Origin of the sequence: Nostoc sp. ChiQUE01b (genome assembly GCF_034531255.1) — a bacterium.
Taxonomy (GTDB): domain Bacteria; phylum Cyanobacteriota; class Cyanobacteriia; order Cyanobacteriales; family Nostocaceae; genus Nostoc.
Genome location: NZ_JAVRBM010000030.1, coordinates 29,756 through 54,013, shown reverse-complemented (window position 1 = coordinate 54,013; position 24,258 = coordinate 29,756). Strand labels below are relative to the sequence as shown.

Sequence of the window (24,258 nt, the reverse complement as noted above, 5' to 3'; positions counted from 1 at the left end):
TTTCCATCATCTATTTGAAGGGCAGCTACAATTCATACTATTTTTTTACTTAGATTGTCTTAAAGTAGCTTTTCTAATCCTTCTAACAAAGCTTCAAACTCCTGCTGTTTCTCCAGGTCGTCCCAGGATTTAACCTTCTTCGCCTTGGTATAAATTTCTTTCAGTCTCTGCGGATACATTAAGGTTTTATCTACAGTACCGCCCTTCCCTTTCGCTGCGGCTGCTTTCAGCTTGGCAATTTTCTCTTTGATTTGGCTTAAGGATAAACCTTGAGCGATCGCTTCTTTTAGAAGAGACTTTCGCTTGCTCACTTCTTTAATACCTGCGATCGCTCTGGCTTTTGTATATTCGATAGTACCTTCTTCCAAGGCTTGCAGAAGCTCTTCGGACAGGTTGAGCAAGGGCAGTCTGTTTTTAACATACGATTCCCAGGTCATTTTCCCCAAGGAAGCCAGAACCTGCTCTATAGCGATCGCTTCGGGAGGCATAACGTTATGCCCTGGCTTATCATGTGCGTGCTTCATCTGGGTGAGCAAGGATTTTACCTTATCCAATGGCACATCCAGTTCTACTGATAGGAGGTTTAAGATACCTTGCGTTTCCTCCACAGGATTTAGGTCTTCACGTTGAAGATTTTCGATTAGGGCTACCTGAATAGCTTCTTTATCATTCAACGTCCGAACAACAACTGGAACTTCTGTCAGCTTCAGTTCTGTCGCGGCACGATAGCGTCTCTCCCCAGCAACTAGCTCATAAACATCGTCTTTTACAGGACGAACAATTAAAGGCTCAAGAATACCATACTGCTTGATAGATGTTTTAAGGTTTTCCAGTCTCTGCGGGTCAAAATAACGTCGTGGCTGGCTTTTCGGCAGAATAATACTTGCTAGCGGCAAAAAACTACTCTCTTGAGGCTTTTGTTCAGTCTGACTCACAAAAGCATTAAGGACACCACCAAATTGAAACTCTTCAGGCGTTTTGTTTTTAGTTGTCATGAGAGGGTATCCACTTTTTTAGCAATTTGCTGTAGCAACTCGATTGCAGGATGTTTTGAGTTATAAAGAGCCAAAGGTTTACGGCTTTGAGAAGCGTTAGCAAAGTCAGTTGCCCTTGGAATCGCTGGCAGTACAGCGCCAATTTTGGACAACTGTTCATTGATGGCTTTCAAGCTTTGTTCTCCCTGAGACGTTCGGCTATCGTACATGGTGGGCACAATACCAGCAATTTTTAATTTTCGGTTTGCTAAGTTCAAAACCTCAAGAATAGTATTTAAAAGTAGCTGTGTTCCCTTCAATGCTTTAAATTCTGTTTGGATAGGGATTAGGACGTGCGTTGCTGCAACAAGACTCATAATGCTCAAGATTCCCAAACTTGGGGGACAATCAATCAATATAAAATCATAATTGTCTTGCACATTTTCCAGCGCCTGTTTGAGGCGAAGTTCACGCATGATAGCCCCTGCCAATTCCATTTCTGCTTTGCTGAGAATGATATTAGACGGGGCTAAATCCATGCCATAAATATCATGAATAATTGCGATATCTTCCTGTTGAACTAGAGCATGATAAATCGTTTTATCGAGTTCAACAGGTTCAAAGTTCATGAAGGTTGTTAAAGAGCTTTGGGGGTCTATATCAACGAGCAAGACCTTACGACCACGTTCTGCCAGATGATAACCAATATTCATCGTCAACGTGGTTTTAGCCACACCACCCGATTGATTAAAGAAAGCAATGGTTAAAGCTGCCACTTTTCATATGCCTTGAATAGATTTTTGTTACTTCAGACTAATACCATTTCGCAGGTTTTATACAACTTGTAACCACATACAAATCAAGTATTTCAGCAGTAAATATTCAGTAGTCTGAGCGATAAACACAGCAAAGCAAGGGTACAACTTGTATCAAGTTTGGATATATTCACTTACTATCAAAAAGGTTGATTTAGCTAAAAATGAAAACCTTATGTCATTCGATTACAACACTATTAAAAGCCAGCGTTTAGCTGGCTTTTAGTTAAGCTTTGAGTACCAGCGCCAGTGCTTTTTGATGTCTTGCAACATCGGCTTGATACCTGTTAGCGGGATAAATTAGCAGATACAACCACAGAGGAAAGGTAATAGAACCGAGCAGCATAAACAGGATTAGATTTTGCTGCCATACCAGAAGAGACAATGCAGTACCTGTGACGGCGACAGCCGCCAGTGTTCCCGACATGATTGTTAGCCCCGTATAACTGACGGTAAACTTCTCTCGTCGCATTTGTACCCAACAGTTCACCATGAAACTGTAAAAACTTAACACCAGGATGCCTGCGATCGCTATTGGTGTCAGGGTAATGGCCAGGTTCACCACGAAGCCTACCAACCAGTACAGACCCAGTACCAGGGCTGCCAGCACAATCAGGACAACCCCAAAAAATACCCCTTCCAGAACGAAACAGCAGAGGCAAACGATTACCAGTAACGCGCCTAAGCCAAACAATACTCCTGCCAGCAGGTATGCCACATTCACTTCTAGGGCTTGTCCAGGGATAAACCCTAGCGTGATGGTCAGGGGTATCTGGGTTATTGTCCTGCCAAAATTTTGCATCCCAGACGACAGTTGCACCCCATTAAACCAGATACAGCACAGCATGACACTAATGGCGAAATACCCCAGTAGGGCAGAGTAGGGGATATGACGCGGTGGATAGACCGGAGAAAGTACAGGTGTCTTTTCAAACTGTTGATACGCTTGCCTTGCATCCTGAAAACTTCCTGTCTGCCTATCTCCCAATAACCGTTGAACACAATCCTGGAATTGGGAACTGACCAAACGGCTGACCGAAGAAGAATGTTTTTGAAAGAGGACAAAATCGGAAGTCACTTTGCCCGTCAACAAACGCACCACGATAGCACCCAGTTTTTTTAGATCGTGCTGCCATTTCTGTTCGCATTTCGGGATGACAACAATTTCCCGCCTCTTGCCAAAATTGAGAACAGAAACCTGAATCTTGCCCTGTGGTAGGTAATCTACCACAATATCACCTTCATTCAACGCATGATGAAATAGATTAAGGGTCTGCCCATAGGCAAGAATATCTAAGACCTGAAGGTTAAGGCTTTCCAACTGGGGTAGGGTGAGATGGAACCCTTTATCCAGGCTGATTCCGGGTTTGTATTCCAACACCAAGGTGATACTGCCGACATTGGGGTTGTTCTCATCTCGCACCAAAAAAGTGTCAAAACAGATTGGAATACCCGGATGCTTGAGTGCCTGTAAGGTCTGCCTCTCTTGTTCAGCCATGTGGGCAACCTCTGCCTCATCATCAGTGAACCCGAAGCGATATACCTTGAGAACAACTAACCTGTTGTGATGCCCATTACGAGCCAGGTATAGAGTGCGGTCTTCGTAGTAATAGTTACCCAATTCTTCAACAATTGTGTACCCGTAAGCAGTAAAGTCAGGAGTGTTATCCATGTGTTTCTCCCGTAGTAAAGAGTAAAGCCCGTGTTCTACACGGGCTTTAGGCAACTAGAATGGGTTAATCAGCCTAATGCCAGAACAGGTTTTCCAGTTTGCGACGCAGAGCAGAAAAATCCCACGTAGAGGCTGCCTTGTCCTGGTGACTGTTAGTTGGCGTATCAACCGCATTTTTGATTTCGGCAGCAATGCGATCAACAACGGCTTCGGTCATCTCTGCCTGCCGGACTGCCATCCCTGGGACACGCTCAATATCACGAACAATGCTGATAACCTGTTGCTGGGATGCCCGAATCATTTCATCCCGTACCATTCCGGCGATCGCTTCCCGATACTGGCGCACCATCAGGGATTCGCGGTCAATCTGCTCAACACTGACCTCGCGCAGTTTCTCCTGAAGGCGGATGCCCGTTGTTTCCAGATTTTCCAGGGCAGCATCGTACACGCTGTACTTTGCCATCAGTTTGCTGACAATCGGCAGAATCTCAAACAGAACAAACAGCGTTGACAACACCCATCCTGTATAGCGGACAGCAGGTTCAACCGCAGCCAGGTGTTCCAAAATAACGACCTGCCTCAGCAGGGTTAACTTGATTTCCTTCGGGTTAATTTTCTCCCTGGTACTGAGGGCGTTGTTCTTTTCGGTAATTCGTTTGTCAAGCTGGGCTGCTTCACGGGTTTTCTGGGCAGCAGCTTTCCGGTAGTCACGGGCACTCGCCCGTTTGGCAGGAATCACAGAGGCATCAAGCTGGTTGGCAGTTTTGAGTGCTTCTTTTGCATCCGCTTCTGCGTTTTTCTTGGCTTGCTCCAGCGTTGCCCGTTCCTCCTTCAAGGTACTGATGATGCTGATGTGGTCAGCCTGCTGGATTTCTGCCTGAAACACCCGCAATTCCAGTGGCTTCGAGACCGTCAAGCCTACGAACAACGCCAGCACCAGCCGGGGCGCTGCGATCGCCATCTGTGCCAGCGGTTTGTTGCGCCGCTTCCGCATGGTCATCAGCATCAGCCTGTCGAGCAACAGGATACTACCACCCCAGAAAAGTCCCAACGGCACGGCCACCAACCCAGTGCCAAAAACGGCATACAGGGCGTAACTACCAGAACAGGTTGCGATCAACGACGTAACCAACACGCTTGCACCCTGCGCCGCATACTTTTGTTTTTCCGGTGGACTGTCGATTTGTTCCAGCACAGAAGGATTTACACCAGAACAATACAGCAGAATTTTTTCAGCCATTGTCTTATCCTCACTATCCGTTAGTTGCAGTCACCCAACCGACTGCCTAAAATGTCGTGGCAATTTTTTTCCTCCGTCTTCTGGTTATTGCCTGTCACCAGGGTGGCGAAAGATGAAAGAATGGGATTATCACGGGCTTGCCAACCCAGGCGGAAGCAAAACACGCCATACCAGCCAAGAAACAGGAGCGTCAGCAGGGTGGTCAGTACCTGGGCAATGACTTTCAAGGGATTCATAAAGAAAATGATGGGTAGGGTGGATAAACAAAGCGGGAAGAGGCTTCCCGCTTGAGAAACAGATATTTACCGTTTGCGATCGTCGCGTTCCTGGTGGGGTGGTTCGCGGCGTTGCGGAGGTTTACGGGGTTGGCGTTCTCCCGTGCGCTTGATACGGCGGTCTGGCGATCGCCTGGGGAGTTGCTGGAAGGAATCGGGTTGGGTTGTGTACCAGGAGGGGATATTTTCCTCCGGTTCTTCAGTGAAAAAGGTTTCCTCTGCGCCTACCTCAACACTTCCCCCCAGCCACGGTGGTGGTACTGGTGTTACGGGAAGAGGGGAGGGGGGTGATGCCTGCCCCAGTTTTTCTTCGAGTTCCTTGAGCCGTAATTTTTGGAAGACCTCCGTCAATCCCAGTCGTTCCAGATCAGCGTCCGTCCAAGGCATCAACTGCATGAACTGTGGGTCTTTGGGAACGAAGTTGGGGTAGGTGTCATCCGGTCTAGGGAGCAGTTCCTTCAACTCCTGGACTGAATACGTGTGCTGATGGACAAACCGAGAGATGAAGTAGCCAGACAAGCCAACATTGTTGCTAAAATCTACTGGCTGAAGGTTCTGAAAGTTGGACGGCAGTACCGCTCGCTGGAAACGGCGCTGCTCACTGATACCAGATTTTTCCCCATGCCCGACTAGCCCCCCTACATCTTGCTCCCACTGATAATTTGAGGTCATAATTTTGACTTCGGCATCACCAATGAGCTTGGAGCAAAACTCCGCTGTGTCCTCGTCCTCCACTCGCAGTAAAGCTTTATGGCGGCACTGAGACACAATCGTTGCTGTTTCATCGGCTCCATATACAGCATTCATGCGCCGGATATTTTGGATGCCCAGTACCAGGAAGCCCCCCTTCTTGCGAAGTTCGGCTGCCATCGTGGACAGGCGTTCGACCTTAAAGCTCGCTGTCTCATCGAGGAGGAGCAGTGTTTGCGGCTCCTGCACAGAAGGAGCATTGAGCAACGCTTGGGAGGTTTTCAGCAGCCAGAGCCTGTTTAAGGCATTGACCTGGTTGGGTGCTTCTTCATCACGCCCCAATACGGCAATACCGCCACCTTTGAGAAATTCCTTAACACTGATGGATTCTGTACAGGTTTCCCACAGTGCGGCGATAATGGCGTATTTTTTGATCTCGGTGAGGATGGTACTGAGAATTGAGGCACTGGTTTTATCGGTGGCAAGCACCGCCAGAGCATCCTTGGTGCGATCATCACTTTCCAAAATCGCCCGCAATACCGTCTCCGACTGGCAGGCGCGGATGATGTCAGCCAGCCGCCAACACCCAGGGGCATTCAGGGTGTAAAAGGAAATAACGCCATACAGAACGGCAACGGCTGCTTCCCGGAAGTACCTTCCGTTATCACCATCCCCCGCCTGTGGGGCAAGAATCTCAGCCAACGTCCAGGCTTGCGTCAAATCCGTAAAATCTTCAGCCAGGTTCCACCTGACGCTGCGAGCATCAAGGGGATTGAGCAGGTACACCTTCGCCCCCACTGCCATACCCTGGAGGAGGGCAGGGGCTTCCCGTGCGGCATCATAGATAATCGCCTTGTACGGGCTGCCGGGATAAATCTGGTACAGAAAGTTCTTGACCAGCAACAGCAACGTCAGGGTTTTTCCTGACCCGGTTGCACCAAAGGCTACCACATGGGTTGGTAGTTCGCTGAATGGTATCTCTAGTCCGCCAAGCAGGACAGTCAATTGTGGTTTGCGCTTTGTCATGCCGCGATAAAAACGGTCGGCATCCCGCCGTTTGACCACCATGCGCCCGTCAAGGGTCACGGTTTGCTCGGATGGGGCAACCAGCCAGGGGCGTAGAAAGTGGGGGGTGAGAAAGGCAACCAACACACCGATCCAGGAAGTCCACCAGTAGAAAAAGGTGATGACCGCAAGATTCAGGAGGAACCAAATCCAGAATGTTCGCAATTTTACCCGGTGATGGTGGAAAATGAACATCAAGGTATAGCTGGCGATAAAGCCAAGCCAACACGCTCCCCAAAATACGCTCCAACCGTGAAAGTTTTGGTGGAGAGCAAACGTCCAAGACTCCCGATAGGAGCGCCCTGTGTAATACGCGATAGGATCAGTTGCCAGATAGAACAGCCCCACACACCACACCGCTACCCACAGGTTGACCATTCCCTCATTGTTCACCCAGGCAAACAACCTGGTCACAAGGGCATAGACGCAAATCAAAAACAGGATGAGGCACCACCAGCCATCCTGGTCTTTGGGATTGTTCCAGGCAAGGGGGTCGGGGATAAACTGGTCACTGCTGCGGGGAGCAACGATCAGAACCCACAGGAGCAAGATACCCACAACCGCAAAAACATTGCGCCAGTAGGTTTCCAGGAAATGGTCAACATCGGCGGCGATGTCTGCAAGCCATTTCCGAATTTTTCTTACGTTCATAGAAGGAAAATAAAAGGGCACGGTTTGATCCAATGCCCTGACTACAAGAAGCACCGTTATGGCGGCATAACGGCCTTCAGAAGGAAAATTCGCTTGTTCATAAGATGGGATATAAGGATAAAAAGTGCAGAGGCTATCACTGCCAAGACGATTTTTGGTGGAGCATCTATTTAAAGATGTCTGGGTGCGTCCCACATCGAATCAGTAACACGGTGTTACCGACAATTTGATACACAAGAAGCCAGTTCGGCTCGATATGCACTTCCCACGCACCCTTGTATTCGGATTGCCATAAGCGATGTTTTCTGAATCGGGCTGGTAGGGGGATATCCTGCTGAAAGTAATGCAGTACCTGGCGTAACTTTTGTAAATCTTTCCCACGTTTGCCTGCGTTTCGCTCACCCTGGCGGGCTTTCTTGGTGTATTCGATATTCATTGTTTTTAGGAGGAAATATTGTGTTTTCTTGATGTCTTCAGAGCAATCCACCGAGATGAAGTGCGGTTAGGTTAGTCAACGCAGATAATGATCAACGTTTTTCGGTCGTACGCTCAAACTTCATTTTTGTTCTTGAAAGCGCTGCCCACAAGCATTACAGGTGATTTGTAGCCCTGACTTACCCCACACGTTGCACAAACAGGAGCAGATATACTTCACTTTGTCTCGACTAGCCCGTTTGCTTTTCGCATAAAGAAAAGGTGTTGACTGCCAAGGAATGAGGTACGCTGGGGGTATCTTCTTAAAAGCATCTTCAAATCGTCCCCCTGCTACAATTTGGTGCGTTACCTTGTATCCGGTCTGTTTCTCAGGCTGATTGATGTTATAGGGAATAAGCCCAACTGCAACCATCTTGGCTGCCCACTCCTTGCAATGGTAGCCAGGAGTATGGGCTTTCTTCCCAAACTCAAACTTCCACAAATGGCACATTTCATGAACCAGCGTGGACATAGTGTTCAGCAACGGACGTTTAAACTCATCGGGGTTTAAGCTTATCTCGTGGGTAATTAACTCCTTGTTCTGCCAACGGGTTGGCGCGAAGAAGCCGTAGCAATGGGCATGACGCGAGAAATTCAAGATACACCGAGGAAGTTTACCTTCAAAAAGAACGCTATTAAAGTAGTCAAAAGCTGATTGGTATGCTGACCACTGTTCAAGAGAAGGATTACTATCTGTAGCTTTTTTATCATACGAACAAACCTCCTTTTTTGTCGTACGCTCCAAAGAGCGCAATTTTCTAAAAGTTTTTTGTTGGAAGGCTGCCTAGCCAGGATGGGAACGCATTCCCTATCTGGTAAGGCTATTCGTACATTTTTACCAACCCGTTTTTACTACGCCACCCTACTGAGGTACTCCCGTTCAGCTCCCGGCTGGTCTTACTCACTTGCTCTTTCACCAGGGTGTCGTGGCTGCGATAGTTCCAGGTAAATGTCCCAATTGTCAAGGTTCAGGGTGTCTGCCTATGCCAAGCCAACGCCTGAATGCAGACATTGGCAGTCATTGCAGACATTAAGGGGTGGTATTCCACCGTTATTTATACTGTTGGTGAGAAGAATTCGTTTATTTAAATGCTCTTCAGACCTCCTGAGTATCAATATTGCAGAATAGAAAATGAAATGGAATACATCAAAGCGCATTGTGAAAAATGTCAGTATGCACCAAGATGCAATGAAATGCATTGTTGTTAGAATTCTGAAAACTTTTAATTATTTATGCTATAATATGAACCCTTCTTCAAAACCTACTACGTTGGATCAGCTTTTTTAAGCGTAGTTTTTACATACTTACCTTATATTGCATTGCAGGTAGCCTTGTTCCCATAAGTCGTACAGTAGGTTTTCCGATTGCTCTTGCTGTGCTAATTCTTTCAAGGTGATTCTTTCATCTTTGAGATTTTTGGAGGAAGACTTTGTATCTAAAGTGAGATCCTGCTGTTTTTGTTCTCTCTTGTACTCGAACAGCTGCTCTCCACAATGAAACTCTGCAACACAGTTTATCCATTTTAAGTATTCTTTGATAGCACTTGCTTCGTCAATTTCTTTTAAATTCAAAAATTTTTCATTGAAGCCTTCACTGTTAGCATTAGCGCCAGCATACTCTCTTGTTGCTACAGGGATATTTTGAGCAAGTGCTTTTTCTATCAATTCTTGTTTGCACTTTAATTTAAAATACTTTGCTTTTTGAGGTACATCTACACCAAGTTCTCCAGTTTCAAGACCCAAATCTATACTTAAGCCGGAAACGTTACGCCGATGAACTTCATTTACTGCTTGTGCAAATTTTGGAATATAACTTTTTAAGGAATCATCCTTGAAACACTCCTCTACTATCGCATCTAAATTTTTGCCTTGATTTGTTGCAATATATTCTCCCAATTGACGAGCCGGACTTTTCCCACATACCCCTGTAGCCCATTCAGTGAATCTTTCCAATTTTAAATTTATCATAATAAATTTCTTTCTTAAGGATGCTTTCTGAAGCGAATGAAAGCATCACTTTTTTGAAACATTGCGGGTTCGGATTAAGTTATAATTATCCATATTTAAATATTAATATACAAACATTAATATTGCTAAACAATAAATTAAGTTTTGCATAAAAAATTTATTTATTTTTATAAATACTAAAAAATCTGAAATACTGCTACAATTTCTATTATTAGATACCCCTTGAATTGTCAAAATCCAAAAAGTTATCGGATTTTTTTGCATTAACATTAATACAAAGTATGGGAACTCTTAGACCCTCACCTAAAGGATTAGAAAAATTACAAAACGCTTTTGATGAGAAACACAAAGAAAAAAGAAAAACCTGTGGCAAAGATTACACCTACCAAGAAATTGGCGAGAAGGTTTACTTAGACCCCAGAAGAGTTAGCGCGCTTATTAGAGATGGAAAGTCTGTAGAAGAGGCTAACTTTAGAAATATCTGCAAAGAGCTTGACTTGGACTGGACAGAAATTGCCGAACAGCCGTCAAAACAACTCGTACCTCAACGAGAGCGTTCTTCCATCTCTGGCAAGAGAGAACAATCAGAAGGTTCTGGTCATAACCCGATGCTGTCGTCTCCTCATACTCAAATCTTCCTCGATTTGATGGAAAAGAAGCTGGAACGCTTTGTGGGACGCAAGTACGTCACAACAGCCTTCGAGCAGTTTACGGCGCAGTATGATCGGGGCTATTTTCTTCTTATGGGAGAGCCAGGAGAAGGCAAAAGTACAATTGCTGCTCACTATGCTACAACGAAATCTTGCCTATTTTACTTTAATGTACGAGGAGACAGGCAGAACACTGCATCCCTGTTTCTGGAGAATATCTGCTGGCAACTCATTGAGTGCTACGAATTAGACAAGCCTTCTGCCTTGCCACCGGATGCCACCCAGCAGAATGCTTTTCTGAAAAAACTTCTGCGAGATGCCAGTCAGAAAACAGACAAACTCGTGATTGTAGTAGATGCGTTGGATGAGGTAGACTTGGGCGCACAAAGCGATTATTCCTCCAACGTCCTGTATCTACCGCAAAACCTGCCGAAAGGCGTGTACTTCTTCCTCACCTTGCGACGGGATGTTGAAGCCCTTAAGCATCGCCTTGTCTTTGATACTTACCAAGAAAGCATCAAGTTAGAAGATTTTGCTGACAGTACAAAAGATATTGAGGACTATATCCGTAAATTTCTACAAGACTCTGTGTATAAAGACAAGCTTATTGCCTGGAGGAAAAAGCAGAACATTGCAGAAGAGACATTAATCCAAACTCTAAAGAACAAAAGCGTTCGTAATTTCTTATATATCAGCTTGGTTTTACCTGAACTAGCAAAACCAGACGGTATTTACAAGGATGCAAGCCTAAAGGAATTACCGCAAGGACTAAACAAACATTATGATCGTCACTGGGTACTGATGGGGATGAATCGGGAACCGCCACCCATAGACAGGCTCAGAATTATCTGTGTGATTTGTCAGCAGCGCGATGCGTCTTCTTGTGAGCAGATAGCATTTCAGGCAGGGGAAGAAGAGCCTAAAGTTCAACTTATCTTGAATGGTTGGATGCAATTTTTAGAACAGCCCAAAAAGTATCATCTGTTGCGCTACAAGTTTTATCATGAAAGCTATAAAGATTTTGTCTTCAGTAAAAACGAAGTGCAATCTGCCTGTGGCGATCCCATAGACACAGACAAGCGGATATTGGAAAATATTGTCCCGCCCGATGTTTGTTTTTAACGAAAGACTATGCGAGATGTCAGAACCTGGCTCTTGAGCTTATCAGAAGGGAACCGAGAACGCACATTAAAAGACCTTTGCGACTTGTATGCCAACACAGGGCAGCCAAGAGCTTTGTTTGGCTTGTTGACAAATTTCGACTTTCTGGACATCAAGACAACACAACTTGGGGTACAATCCGTCATCAGTGATTACGAACACTTAACACATCCTAACATTTTTCATCATTCAGACTATCAGGGAGAAACCGTTGCAGCACTGCGCCTTATTCAGAAAGCACTTCAGCAAGCAGCCAATATTTTAGAAGAAGACTCCAAACAATTACCTAGCCAACTGTTAGCAAGGTTACTTCCTCTTAACAATCCTTTGTTGCAAAAATTGTTGGAAGGAGAAGGAAATGCTAGAGGTGCAAAAGATTGTGACATCTATCCCTGGCTGGAGCCTTTGATTGTTACCATAGACACTCCCAATCAAGCAGTACAAAGGACTATCACAACTAATCATGATGGTGATATTGATGCGATCGCTATCAGCGGCGATGGTAAATTGGCACTGTCGGCAAAAGAGAATCAGCTAAAAGTTTGGGACTTAGTTACAGGAGAGAATAAACATACGCTTGAGATAGACACAAGTGAGATTTGTAATAAAATTTCTGTCGCTGCTTTAAGTTGGGATGGACGATGGGCAGCTGTTGGGCTTTATGCTTATATTGATGACAAAAAGGTTCAAGGTGTAATTCATCTGTGGGACTTAGAGGAGGGTAAATTCCTTTGTCGCTTTTCTGAACACGAAGGAACGATCAGTGCCTTAGCAATTAGTCAAAATGGTCAACAGATTGTTGCGGCATATAAAACGAAGCACTACCGGGAAATTGACCCCAGAGTTTGGATACTTGATGAGTGGCATTCCAGAGTAGTTACATCAGTTACTTTACGTCATATCCTTTTCACTCGCGCAATACCTTGCATAGCTGTCGCCATAACCCCGAATGGTCAATGGGCTGTAACTGCTTCTCATAAATTCCTTTCGCTATGGAATATTCCTCAAGAGCGATTAGTAAATTCAATCAGCCTTACTGGCAAAGAAATTATTAAGATATTGACGATAAGTTCTGAAGGAAAAGTAACGGCAGCTTTTGATAACGGAACATTCAAGATTTGGGACTTCCACAATACTATGAGCTTTGGAGGTATTTCTTCAGAGATAGCTCTAGATTTATTCTATTGGTGCATACGTTACCCTTATTCAAAAAAATTTATAGCCTGGGTTCTCTTTTTACTGCAAGAAATGGAAACTCTCCTTGAACAAGATCGTTCCCGTAATCGATATGAGTTTGATAGTGACGACGAAGGTTTAGAGCCTGTATTGTATTTTACGGTAAGGAATTTATATTTAATTCACTGGTGCATACGTTACTCTTACTCAAAAAAATTAATAACCTGGATTCTGTTTCTTCTTCAAGAAAATATTGTAAATTTTTTCTACCTCTTAGCGAAGTTAATTGATTTCTCATTTGGAAACTTTTCTGAAATTAGAGATTTTAGTGACTATCGAAGTCGCTTGTCAGATTTAGAAAAATTATGGACATCGCTTCGAGTTTTATCATTTACCAAACCACAAGAAATAATCATAATTAATCTTAAAAATTTTAATTTACTTGATAGCTTTACCTCTAATGGGCTTATGGGGCTTTGTAAAACAAAAACAGGTGATATCCAGGTTACAGATTTAACATTAGTAAGTTCTACTTTGACTAAAAAGGGAAATAAACGGTCAACTCATTCAATAACTCAAAGGTTACGCGAACCTTGGGAGAATGTTGTAGCAGTCAGTTTAGATGGACGTTATATCTTCTCATTTTTTAAAGAGAATACTCTTAAAATGTGGGATATTACTGGTAGTAGAGTGCCATTACTTTTAAAGCGTAAAAAGATATCCTCCCTGTGGGAACGTCTTGTCATGGCGTTCAACATAGGAATAAAGGTTAGAAAAAAAGAGGCTTCCTTACCCCTGCATTCTTTTCTTTTTCATAAAGATATCGTTGTTAAAAATATTAATGTGGTCGCTAAAAGTCTAAGTGGACGTTGGTTATTTCTGGTATCAAACAATACTTTTGATGTTCGAGACTTAGCTTCACAAGACCTTGGTGTGTTATCCCATTGGAAATTAAAAGATGTTAGTCCAAACGGACATTGGGCACTTTGGCAATCATGTGCCAGTACACTTCGCTTAACAAATCTTAAGACAGGAAAGGTATTTGGTTTTTTACAAGACTGTTACGACAATAATTTAATAACTACAAACTATTGGATTTCAAAGGTTGAGAAAAGCTGGAAAGAAGCTAATTGGAAATACAGACAAGAACCAGTCAATAATGCTCCTATCAATTCAGAAGGCGTAAGCATCAGTGCCGATGGGAATACTGTTCTTTTTTGCGATAGCGGCTTTCTTGATACCTGGTTATGGCAGCCTTTCCAGTGCCTTATGCAATGGCATGTTGATACGGATATTGTACATCCAGTACTGCCTGCTTATCAGCAACCTAAATTAACTGGTCAAGAAACTTTGCCACAACAAGAATGGATTTTAAGCATTACAGCTTTTACTGTCTCATCAGATGGGAAAAAAGCCTTCTTTGGATTGAAAAATGGCGAACTCAAATTTTGTGACTTTGTAAATAATAAAGTTCTTTATTCATTTACAGGACATAGGATGAGTATTACGTCTGTTAGCTTTAGCCAAGATGATCAATGGGCAGTTTCCTGTTCCTTAGATCAAACATTGAAAGTCTGGAGCTTGCCTACCTGTACACAAGTAGCTAGCTTTACCATAAACAATCCTTTATATTTTTGCAAGATAACCTTGACTTTAGATGGAAGGCTTCTTGTCGTAAGCAGCAACGAAGAGAAGCACGTTCAAGTTTTCAACTTAAGACTTCCTGATTCTTACGATTTAATATCTCAGGAACAACAATTTGATGCGGAGGAATCAAATCAAGAAATAAATTCCTCGCCAAGAAAGCTGTTACTAGCACCACAAAATTACTGGCAATCTACCTTTGGTATACCATTACGATTAGATCAACTCAAAAACCTGTCTGAGGAGCTTAATTCTGAGGTAGGCATAGATTACTCGCATCTTCGAGAGCTTTTAAGGACAGCTAAATGGAAAGAAGCTAATCAAGAAACCAAACGGCTTATGCTTAAAGCTCTTAATCGAGAGAACTTAAGTACATTCAACCTAATCCAAGATAATACATTATATCAGGACATTAGAAATTTTCCTGGCACTGATCTACTGACTATTGATCGACTATGGTTGAAATATAGTAATGGACGTTATGGTTTCAGTCTCCAAATGCGAATTTGGCAACAATCACAGAACAGTATCACTACTTCTTTTTTTTACAGAGCTATTAGGCAAAGTATAAATAATCTCATCCCTTGTGAATCTCCTGAAAACCGTCGAGGAAACTTCCCCTACTTTTGGTTATTTTCTTCACGTTTTTTACGAGAAGATTTTTTTATAAGGTTAGCAGAATGCTCTGGTTATCTTTATACAAATTCTCCTAAGCTCAACAATAAAGTTATAGAAGCAAAAGAACGCATCTCTACTTGCAACGAAGAAGATAGTTTCTATAGACGCTTGCACATCTTATTAGCAGAGAAAGAATGGGAAGAAGCTAATAAAGAAACTGTTCAAAGGTTGTTATCAAACAACCAGATTAGTCTGGAAGAACTACAAAAAATAGATGACCTTTGGATAAAACATAGTAACCAGCGATTTGGGCTTAGTACTCAGAAAAGGATTTGGGAAGAGGTTGACCAAAATTTTGAATTATTTTTTGTATGTGTTGGCTGGAAAAATGAATATCTTTCTCGCAATTTTGAACCAATTACATTTGATTCTCTCGCCCCTGAAGGACATCTCCCAGTAACAGATGTTTTTGAGTCTGAACGATTTCTGAAAAAAATCTTCTCTTGCCTCGAAACACATTTCCCCGCAACACGCCCCTATCCTATTCAAATCAGAGCTTTTCCTCAAGAAAGGTCAAGTTCTACCAATAACAATATTATAGATCTATCACAATCACAAATCGAGCTTGAAGTCAAAGTAAGAGGCACAGGAATTTTAGACTTAAGGCTTTATCATCAAAATAATTGTATTTATCGTAAATATTGGATTTATAAGAAAAATCGTCTTCATTACAATTATATTTCGATTGAGTTACCTGATTCTTGGAAATGGATAGAAAGATATTTGACGGGTAGCCTTATCTTAAAACCTTTCTCTGGAAAAATCTTATTCTCCCCTTTTATTAGTATTAAAATTTACAGAGCCTTAGAAAGGTATGAGAGAATAGAAAATTTTAATATCATTACCCAGGGGTCAATACTTCATCAACGATTAGAAATAAAGAAACATTTTTTAGGAGAAAATCATCGAGAAACAGAAAAAACTTTAGAAGAAATTGTAAAGCAATATGAAGAGGCAGGGTGTATCGAAGCTGAATTTTTTAGATATCAACAATGGAAACTTCAAAAGAGTAGACAAGAGATAGAAATAGGTAACGAGACTTCTGCCATTATTATTTCTCTGAGTCCTGATGAGATAGTCCCATCTACATCTTCTGAGAAACAGCCCATAGAAACTAGCCTGATAAAGTTAGAAGAAACTATCTCTGAACAGGACGAAGAGAAAAGTAACTTTTACGCACGACTACGTTATTTATTAGCAGCTAGAGAATGGGAAGAAGCTAATAAGGAAACCTTTCAAAGACTGAAGGATTATTCAGATGAATTACAAATAATAGACGACCTTTGGCTAGAACATAGTTATCAACGATTTGGTTTTAGCGTTCAAAGAAGAATTTGGGAAGAAGTTGACTGTAAATTAGAAGTATTTTGCGAACGTATTGGCTGGAATTGGATATACAATCCTCCTGACGTTTCTATAGAGCCATTAACATTTCATCTTTCTGCTCCAGAAGGACATCTGCCATTAGATCCACAAAGCATAGAAGCATATCAGAAAGTAAATTATTTTTTGGGAAGAGTAGGATTTAATTTGAGCGCATCAAGTATAAAACCAAAACGGATTCATTTTGATACTTATTTTTCTAAAACCGCCCCCTACTCAGTTCATCTTAAAGGCTTACCGAAACAATGGGCACACCTTAAAATACAAGTAAAAGGTACAGGAATTCTCATTTTGAGGCTATATCAAAATGGTTACAATATTTTTAGTAATCATTGGATTTACAAGGAAAACAAAGTTCATGATTGTAACCTCATTCATATCCCCTTACCTTCTAATATCTGGGAAAAAGATTTAACAGGTAGTTTAGTATTAAAACCTTTTTCAGGACAAGTTTTATCGTACCCATTTGTGGTTGTCAGAATTTCTTGCCCTATAGATCAACAAAATATTTATGATGTCAATCGATTGGAAGACTTAAATCAAGATTTTGAACTTTATCAATTATTAGAGATGCAGAAGCGTCTTCTGGGAGAAAGTCACCCAGATATTGAATTAACCTTAGAAAGGTTAATTCAAAAATGCAAACAGATAAAGTGCTACGAGGAGGCTGAACTATTTAAACAACAAAAACTAGAATACCAACAAAACCAGAAAAATCGACAAAGAATAGAAGTCGGTAATGAGTCTTCTGCTATTATCCTTTTTCTTAATCCCGATGAAGAAGCTCTTCAAGAAGCATTGAAACCATCATATATTACCCATTTACCAGAAATTAAACTAAGTCATAATCATATAAAAGCGACAGCAAACAGGATAGACGAAAAGCTTACAAGAACAATTCAGATCAAAAATAGTGTTCCCCAGAGTCTCTTATCGGGAACATGGGAAATTGTAGCTCATCCTAACGATCCACCACACACCAATAATCATTCATGGATTTCTATTACTCCAAAGAATTTTTCAAGTAATCAAGTAATATGTAAAATTACTGTTGATACCAGTAATTTAGCAGCGGATAGCGTTTATGAACGTTGGCTTTATTTACACACGAACGCTTCTGTTGAGACTTGCCAAATCAAGCTAACGGTCAAAACAGCACCTCTTCCAAAGATAAAAAAAGAAAAGCTATTTACTAGTCAGATTGCTGTATTATTAATTTCTTTCCTTGAAACTTTTGTTGTCAGTACTTTGACGAGTAATGAATCATTAAAAGTTTGGGGTTGGTATGGAACTAGTATTTTGATTTATTATGCTATTCTATCAATTAAGCTTTTAGCTACACCAGCTTCTTTTTATAATTATGAAGGTACTTCTCTGTATGGCATCCCCTTACGAAATAAAATAAATCCCATTCTTCTAAATTGTATTTTAGGTTTTTGTTTTGTAGTCTTTATTTTCACCGCTCAATCATTTTGGTCATTTTGGTGGGTTTTTCCCACAACGGGAATGTTTGAATCGGTGAAATACTCGTTTTTGCTTGTCTTTTATTTAAGTTCTTTCAAAAATAAATACTCTCTTTATAATTCAATAATTGCCTTACTAACTATTGGATTTTGTAACGCTTTAGGTTACAGTCTAAAATATCTAAATCCCTCAGATATATCCCTTTTAATATCAGCAAGCCCTTTCGCTGTATTATCATTAGTTGTAACAGGATTTACTCTAGCAACTCTTGTTATTTACCCATCTTTAAAAAAATGGATAATCATTGCTCGATATCACCTATTAAAACAACATCTTATTGATCCAGTAGATGCCACACCACCTGTACCAAAGGCAGTAGAAGTCATTGATGCGGTTAAAGATCAGGATTTAATTAGCGAAGCCGAACCTTTGCGTCAAGAGGTTTTGGAGTCGAATAAACCATTACATAAAAATGTTTTTGAGTTGGATCAACGTCTATCAGGATATGAACACCCTTCTGCTGAAACTAACCTCAGCAGTTTGGCAGATCTCTACATTTCACAAGGACGGTACAACGAAGCCGAGTCTTTGTATCAGCAGGCTTTAAAGTTGAATAAGCGCCTTTTAGGAGAATATCATATTGATGTTGCAACTAGCCTCGACAGATTAGCATTAGTATACCTATTACAAAAGCGGTACAACGAAGCCGAACCTTTGTACCAACAAGCTTTAGAATTGAGAAAACGCCTGCTGGGAGATTATAACACTTTAAAATTGAGAATACTCTTGCTGGGAGATTCTCATATTGATGTTGCAACTAGCCTCGACAATTTGGCATTAGTATACCGATTACAAGAGCGGTACAACGAAGCCGAACCTTTGTATCAACAAGCTTTAGAGTTGAGAAAACGCCTGCTGGGAGAGGAGCATCTTGATGTTGTCGATAGCCTCAACAGTTTGGCATTTATATACCGATTACAAGAACGGTACAGCGAAGCCGAACCTTTGTATCAACAAGCTTTAGAATTGAGAAAACGTCTGCTGGGAGAGGAGCATCTTGATGTTGCCGATAGTCTCGGAAATCTGGCTTTTATTTATTTCCTCCAAAGACGATACAGCAAAGCCGAACCTTTGTATCAACAAGCTTTAGAATTGAGAAAACGTCTGCTGGGAGAGGAACATCCACTTGTTGCTACTAGCCTTAACAGCTTGGCATTTGTGTACCAATTACAAGAGCGGTACAGCGAAGCTGAATCCTTGTTTAAACAAGTCTTGGAGTTAAATAAACGCCTACTGGGAGAGGAACATACTTCTGTTGCCTATAATCTCAACAGCTTGGCATTAATATACCAATCCCAAGGACGATACACTGAAGCCGAACCTTTGTTTAAACAAGCTTTGGAGTTAAATAAACGCCTGCTTGGAGAGGAGCATACTTCTGTTGCCGATAGTCTCAACAGCTTGGCATTAATATACCAATTCCAAGGACGATACATTGAAGCTGAAGTTTTATTTAAACAGTCCTTAGAAATGAGAAAACGTTTGCTGGGAGAGGAGCATCTTTATGTTGTAATTAGCCTCAGTGATTTAGCAACTCTATATGATGAGCAAGGTCGTTACAATGAAGGAGAACCTTTATTCCAACAAATTTTGACAAGGTATAAACCTTTACTTGAAGAGGAGAATCCTGTTGTTGCAAATCTCATCAATAGCCTAGCGTATTCCTATTCGTCCCAGGGACGGTATACTGAAGCTGAAACCTTGTGCAGACAAGCTTTAGAGATGAGAAAACGTATATTTGGAGAGGATGATTCTTCTGTAGCAGGTAGTCTCAACACACTAGCGAGACTCTACAATTTTCAAGGACGGCACAGTGAAGCTGAACCTTTATACCAGCAAGCTTTGGAAATGAGAAAACGCCTGCTGGGAGAGGAACATCCCTATGTTGCACGTAGCCTTAACGGTTTGGCAGGTGTTTACGTTTCTCAAAATAAACATAAAGAGGCGAAATATTTATACCTTGAAGCATTAAAGATTTTTGAGAAAAAGTTAGGAGAAAATCATCCTGACACAATTAACTGTCGAAATACTTTTGAAAGTCTGTAAAAAGTCTTCGCGCTGGAGCTTCAGCTTCCACCTTACCGTGCTTTTACCGATAATTTAATCCAGTTGAACACCAAACAGCATTTTACATGACGCTTGTTGTCTCCCTGAACCTGGTGCTACATCATCACAAGTGTCAAATTCTTTTCCGGAATATACCGAGTTACAGCATCTTAGCTGATTTTGTCACCATACCTGACAACTTTTAGGTATGGTGACACTTACAAATTAGGAATTTCGCGTAATATTATAAGTCCTCTTGAAGATTTGCGTTAGCAATGGGTAAACACTTCTACCGCCTCAAAACTAGCATACGCCTCCCGCAAAAACTTCTTCACGCGCTGCCTGTCAATCACCCCAAAATCAGGATGCTCCGTTGCGCCAATGATCAGCGGTGATTCGGACGCAGCCTCTTGGATTGAGGCATGATTCTTCCCTTTAAAATTATCACCAGCAGACTGGGGCTTACGAGAACGACAACTGTTGAAGGGCAGGGACTCGCTATCAATTCGGTTCCGCACGACAGAGCCAATAAATTTCGGGAACTCGATAATGGTGGTGTTATACTTCTGCATCAGCTGTTGCAGATCCTTGTCCTGGTCAAACGCCTCCCAGTCATCGGCCTTACCAAGGTTTTTGACCACCACATAGCGCACGCCATCCTTGAAATATTCCAGCGTCTTTTTCAACAGGTTGATACTATCGAAACCGCCGTCACTGACAAACCAGAAGACAAAATTTACCCCTGTATCTGCGGCAATTTCGAGCAAGTCATTGGCTTCAAACCACGCTTTGATCGGGATTAACACCTGGGCGGGAAGGTTAACGATGGTACGTTTCTTCAAGGCGGCATTAAAAATCGCGTTCGCCGTATCCTCGTAGCGTTCCCCTTCAGAAAAAATGCCCAACTGACAGTCCAACACCTTACCATAAATGCGCCAGATATCCGGGTTGGAACGGTCGGTATCAAAGGCGACAAAATCCAAACCATGATCCAAGAGGTACTGAATGACGGCGCGACAAACGATACTTTTGCCCACGCCGCCCTTTTCTCCGCCGAACAAGTGCAGATCAGCCATACGTTATCCGAATGCTGCAAAAAGCCTTTCTTTATATCCCATGCTACCATTCAGATAATGAGGCTGGTTGTCAGGGTATGATGAACGGCAATAAGGGGCAACCCGACCTGCTTGATCGCGTGTTGGCAGGTAAAAGTGACGACGTGAAGGCACGGGTACTGGAACTGGTGTACCGCCTGGGGATCGATTCCAGGGACGAGTTGTTTTTGGTGATGATTGCGTTAGGCCAATTGCAAATATTGGTGGAGGATGCCCCAAATGCGTGGGAGAACCTGTTTTTTGACTTTAAAAATGAGCTAAACACATGGACAGACACGAACCTGGACGCATTAGACAGTCTGATCCGCAAGGCGGAAACCGAGGAGATGCTGGCGAAAAGCTCGCAGCAATTAGTGAGCGCCTTGGCAAACTTAACGGTATCCTGCAATCAACTTATGAAAGAGTTGCAGATGTCAGCGCAAAGCTCCCGCAACTCGTCTTCGACAGCGAACACCTCCTGGGAATCAAATTTGCTGCCCATGAAACAGGACATGACCGTTCTGCGGGAACAGGGCGATCGCCTCAGTCGATCCATCAACGACCTGACCCAGAAATTGAGCGATAGCCAGCAGCAGGTCAGACGGTTATGGCTGGGACTGAGCGCTGCTGGAGTAATGCTGCTGGTATTGGGGTGGAATTTGTGGGGAACAGTTGCTGATACAAATCAGCGGGTAAAGTGGATTTTGGAAAAAGAAATCAAACAGGAATGTCTGGCTGGAAGAAAAGCTAAAAATAGCGCCGAATGTGCTGGGCTTCAATAAAAACTGTTTATTTTTTAAAAGGGAAAAGGCTACTTTTAGTAGCTTCCTCTGCAAGAGCTTTTTTCTCATCTTCCTGACGCTTGAGTTCTAACAGTTCCCGCAGTTGTTCTTTGGCTTCTTCCCTATCAAAGGGCGGGATATATCCTTGCTGTGCAGCCTGCTTTTGAAGCGAAACAATATATTCAGATTGCGTGGTTTCCAACAAAGAGCCGTTTTTGACGCGGATAGACAAGCCCGTTTTATCAAGCTCATGCAGCTTACGGCTGAATTCTCTTTTAATAAAAAATATGTCGCCTGTATTCATATTTTTACCAAAATTTACCTTTCAATTTCTTTATTGGGCACTGATACATGTCTGTCAATTGTTTTTTCCTGAGTGCCAGAAAGTGGGGTATCAAGATGAAGTCTGTCGAGTCTTGTTTCGTTCGTTAATGTTGGATCATTCTTTTTCATGTCGTCAACTATCTGCTGAATTTTTTGATAAGAAGGGTTATTTTTTATTTCCTGTCCTACTTCAACAGTAGTTTGAAGACCAAAATTCTTATCAAATACAGAAGAAACGTTTGCCTTATCCAGGGCTTCAACGATATTTTCAGAAGAATGTCCTGCAATTTTTAAACGGAAAGCGATGTCCTTTTCTTCTGCCTGGGTCAGCGGCTTCCAGCCGTTCAGTTGGTAGCGCCGTGCCGCTTCGATTTGAAACTCTCCCAGGGTGGACGGTATCAGAGCAGGATTTTTCTGGTAACGGTCAAAGGCTTGCCAGGATGCCAGCATACGGTCTTTCTGTATTTGCCCGAAAGCTTCCACTAGTTCCTGGGGTGTGCAGCGATCATCAGGAGATAGATCATGCTCGGCACGCCACTTCGATAGATCCTGACGTGCTTTGTCTAGTTCGGCTGCGGGATAGCTACGATTAAACCGTTCGGTGACAGTATTGATGTACTTTCCTTCATCCACCCCCGTGATGAAAGGACTTTTCTGGCGTACAGCAGCCGTGATTTCAGAAAGGTTGTACCCGCTCGTATACAAGTATTCCGTAGCAAGCCTTTCCAGTTTCAATACTGCTTCGGGATTGGTTCTACGGTCAAGCGCATTCTCTCCCAGTTCCTTGCGTGCGGTATCAAGGAAATACTGGTACTTTTCAGCCGCCGTGCCAACAAAATACTGCTTGCGAAACTGCTCTGCTCCCCTGGCAGCGTCTGTAAAACGCCTGTTTTCTTCCTCTTGCCAGCGCGGAGCATACCCGATTCTAGAGAGGGATTCAGCCATACTAGGTTGGCGCAGTGTTTCCAGTTTCCGATGCAGGTCATAAACGGTAGGGTTGTTCTGCGGATCAGTATCCCCCTGACGCACGCCCTTCCGAAAGGCGTTACCTGCTTCTTTTTCCGTGGCTGCCAATTCTGCCAGTCGTTTGCTCTCTGCTTTCCAATAATAGGGGGTTTTGGCAACATCTTCGTCCCGTGCAATGGGCGTTGCAATATCGTCAAGCTGCTCTTTAAGCCATCCCGTACCTGTACTTTTGGCAACCTCGAAGATAGAGCGTGATTCTCTGCCTTCCGCTTGGGCAGCTCTGTTTTCCTCCTTGACAGCATCGTAGACATCCTTGCCAAGCCTAACAGTATCAATCAGTTTATCAACGGAGGTATTTTCGTAGACGTACCGGGACACCCTCCCGATCCGCGCTACTGTTGCGGCACGGTTCCAGAAGCGGGAAGACTTTTCGGGTTCTCGTGGGGGAGCAGGCTCTTGAGATGGCAGATTGGGACGGTTGTTGTCGTCATCCATACCCGGATATCTGGCGCAACGATATTTCGATTCTAGAACAGTAGGATGCCGGGTGGGGCAGCAGGTGTTTTTAGGATGCCCTTAAATCGCGTTTATCTGCGTCAGGAGAGCGTCTTGGTGTTTTTGATGAGGTGTATATCGTTTTTAAGCAGGAAACTTTTGTACGGTTCAAAAAAATGGGTTTATGGCGATTTTATATCTTCAGTTTTTTATGAACGAACTTTTTACATTTTTTGGAGAAGATATTTTAGCGAGCAGTGCGTGTGTTCTGGTTAACCTGACACAAAAAGCGGTAGCGTGTATATGTGTTTTTAAATGCTTATTATATTTAATAGTGTCGTGTTCTATCTGAAACTGAGGTTTCTCATATTAAGCTATATGTGTAGTGTATAGCTTGATGAAAGCAGCCCCATCAGCCAGATACAGGCATAAGAAGGGGGAGTATTTTAGCGGTAAAAGGGGGAGTATTTTAGCGGTAAAAGGGGGAGTATTTTAGCGGTAAAAGGGGGAG

The 24,258-nt window shown here is 42.7% G+C and carries 15 protein-coding genes; 3 read left to right on the top strand and 12 right to left on the bottom strand.

Features of this window, described 5'->3' with window-relative positions; all coding sequences use genetic code 11:
• Positions 1-59: 59 nt before the first annotated feature.
• The 9 genes from RMY63_RS19965 to RMY63_RS19925 form a co-directional block, all read right to left on the bottom strand.
• Entirely contained in the window at positions 60-995 is a 936-nt protein-coding gene (locus tag RMY63_RS19965) for a ParB/RepB/Spo0J family partition protein (RefSeq protein WP_322730372.1), read from the bottom strand.
• A complete protein-coding gene (locus RMY63_RS19960) occupies positions 992-1,750 on the bottom strand; it encodes a ParA family protein (protein ID WP_322730371.1) in 759 nt (252 codons plus the stop codon). Before RMY63_RS19960 ends, RMY63_RS19965 begins: the two co-directional genes overlap by 4 nt.
• Positions 1,751-2,015: 265 nt before the next feature.
• Entirely contained in the window at positions 2,016-3,461 is a 1,446-nt protein-coding gene (locus tag RMY63_RS19955) for a hypothetical protein (RefSeq protein WP_322730370.1), read from the bottom strand.
• A gap of 73 nt (positions 3,462-3,534) precedes the next feature.
• Positions 3,535-4,701, bottom strand: coding sequence for a DUF4407 domain-containing protein (locus RMY63_RS19950; RefSeq protein WP_322730369.1), 1,167 nt, complete (start codon positions 4,699-4,701; stop codon positions 3,535-3,537).
• A gap of 20 nt (positions 4,702-4,721) precedes the next feature.
• Positions 4,722-4,937: a hypothetical protein gene (locus tag RMY63_RS19945; RefSeq protein ID WP_322730368.1), complete on the bottom strand. Its 216-nt coding sequence runs from the start codon at positions 4,935-4,937 to the stop codon at positions 4,722-4,724.
• Between the two features lie 66 nt (positions 4,938-5,003).
• Positions 5,004-7,577 carry a type IV secretion system DNA-binding domain-containing protein gene (locus RMY63_RS19940; protein WP_322730367.1) on the bottom strand — a complete coding sequence of 858 codons (2,574 nt, stop codon included), beginning with the start codon at positions 7,575-7,577 and terminating at the stop codon, positions 5,004-5,006.
• A complete protein-coding gene (locus tag RMY63_RS19935; protein WP_322730366.1) occupies positions 7,549-7,818 on the bottom strand; it encodes a type II toxin-antitoxin system YafQ family toxin in 270 nt (89 codons plus the stop codon). Before RMY63_RS19935 ends, RMY63_RS19940 begins: the two co-directional genes overlap by 29 nt.
• 120 nt (positions 7,819-7,938) lie before the next feature.
• Positions 7,939-8,601, bottom strand: a complete 663-nt coding sequence (locus RMY63_RS19930; protein WP_322730365.1) for a SprT-like domain-containing protein — start codon at positions 8,599-8,601, stop codon at positions 7,939-7,941.
• A gap of 560 nt (positions 8,602-9,161) precedes the next feature.
• A complete protein-coding gene (locus RMY63_RS19925; protein WP_322730364.1) occupies positions 9,162-9,824 on the bottom strand; it encodes a hypothetical protein in 663 nt (220 codons plus the stop codon).
• A 281-nt stretch (positions 9,825-10,105) separates the two neighbouring features.
• Between RMY63_RS19925 and RMY63_RS19920 the strand changes: the two genes are divergently transcribed.
• Together RMY63_RS19920 and RMY63_RS19915 are read left to right on the top strand one after the other, a co-directional pair.
• The gene (locus RMY63_RS19920) at positions 10,106-11,596 is read left to right on the top strand and encodes an ATP-binding protein (protein ID WP_322730363.1); all 1,491 of its coding nucleotides are present in this window, start codon (positions 10,106-10,108) and stop codon (positions 11,594-11,596) included.
• A gap of 84 nt (positions 11,597-11,680) precedes the next feature.
• Positions 11,681-20,086 (top strand): tetratricopeptide repeat protein, encoded by an 8,406-nt coding sequence (locus RMY63_RS19915; protein WP_322730362.1) that lies wholly within the window; start codon positions 11,681-11,683, stop codon positions 20,084-20,086.
• A 269-nt stretch (positions 20,087-20,355) separates the two neighbouring features.
• Here RMY63_RS19915 and RMY63_RS19910 read toward each other — a convergent pair whose 3' ends face one another.
• Positions 20,356-21,162, bottom strand: a complete 807-nt coding sequence (locus tag RMY63_RS19910) for a mobilization protein (protein ID WP_322730361.1) — start codon at positions 21,160-21,162, stop codon at positions 20,356-20,358.
• An 11-nt stretch (positions 21,163-21,173) separates the two neighbouring features.
• Between RMY63_RS19910 and RMY63_RS19905 the strand changes: the two genes are divergently transcribed.
• A complete protein-coding gene (locus tag RMY63_RS19905) occupies positions 21,174-21,962 on the top strand; it encodes a DUF6753 family protein (protein ID WP_322730360.1) in 789 nt (262 codons plus the stop codon).
• A gap of 7 nt (positions 21,963-21,969) precedes the next feature.
• On the opposite strand, the gene RMY63_RS19900 is transcribed toward RMY63_RS19905, so the two are convergent.
• Positions 21,970-22,266, bottom strand: coding sequence for a hypothetical protein (locus RMY63_RS19900; RefSeq protein WP_322730359.1), 297 nt, complete (start codon positions 22,264-22,266; stop codon positions 21,970-21,972).
• Positions 22,267-22,280: 14 nt separating this feature from the next.
• Positions 22,281-23,747, bottom strand: coding sequence for a hypothetical protein (locus RMY63_RS19895; protein WP_322730358.1), 1,467 nt, complete (start codon positions 23,745-23,747; stop codon positions 22,281-22,283).
• Positions 23,748-24,258 lie beyond the last annotated feature (511 nt).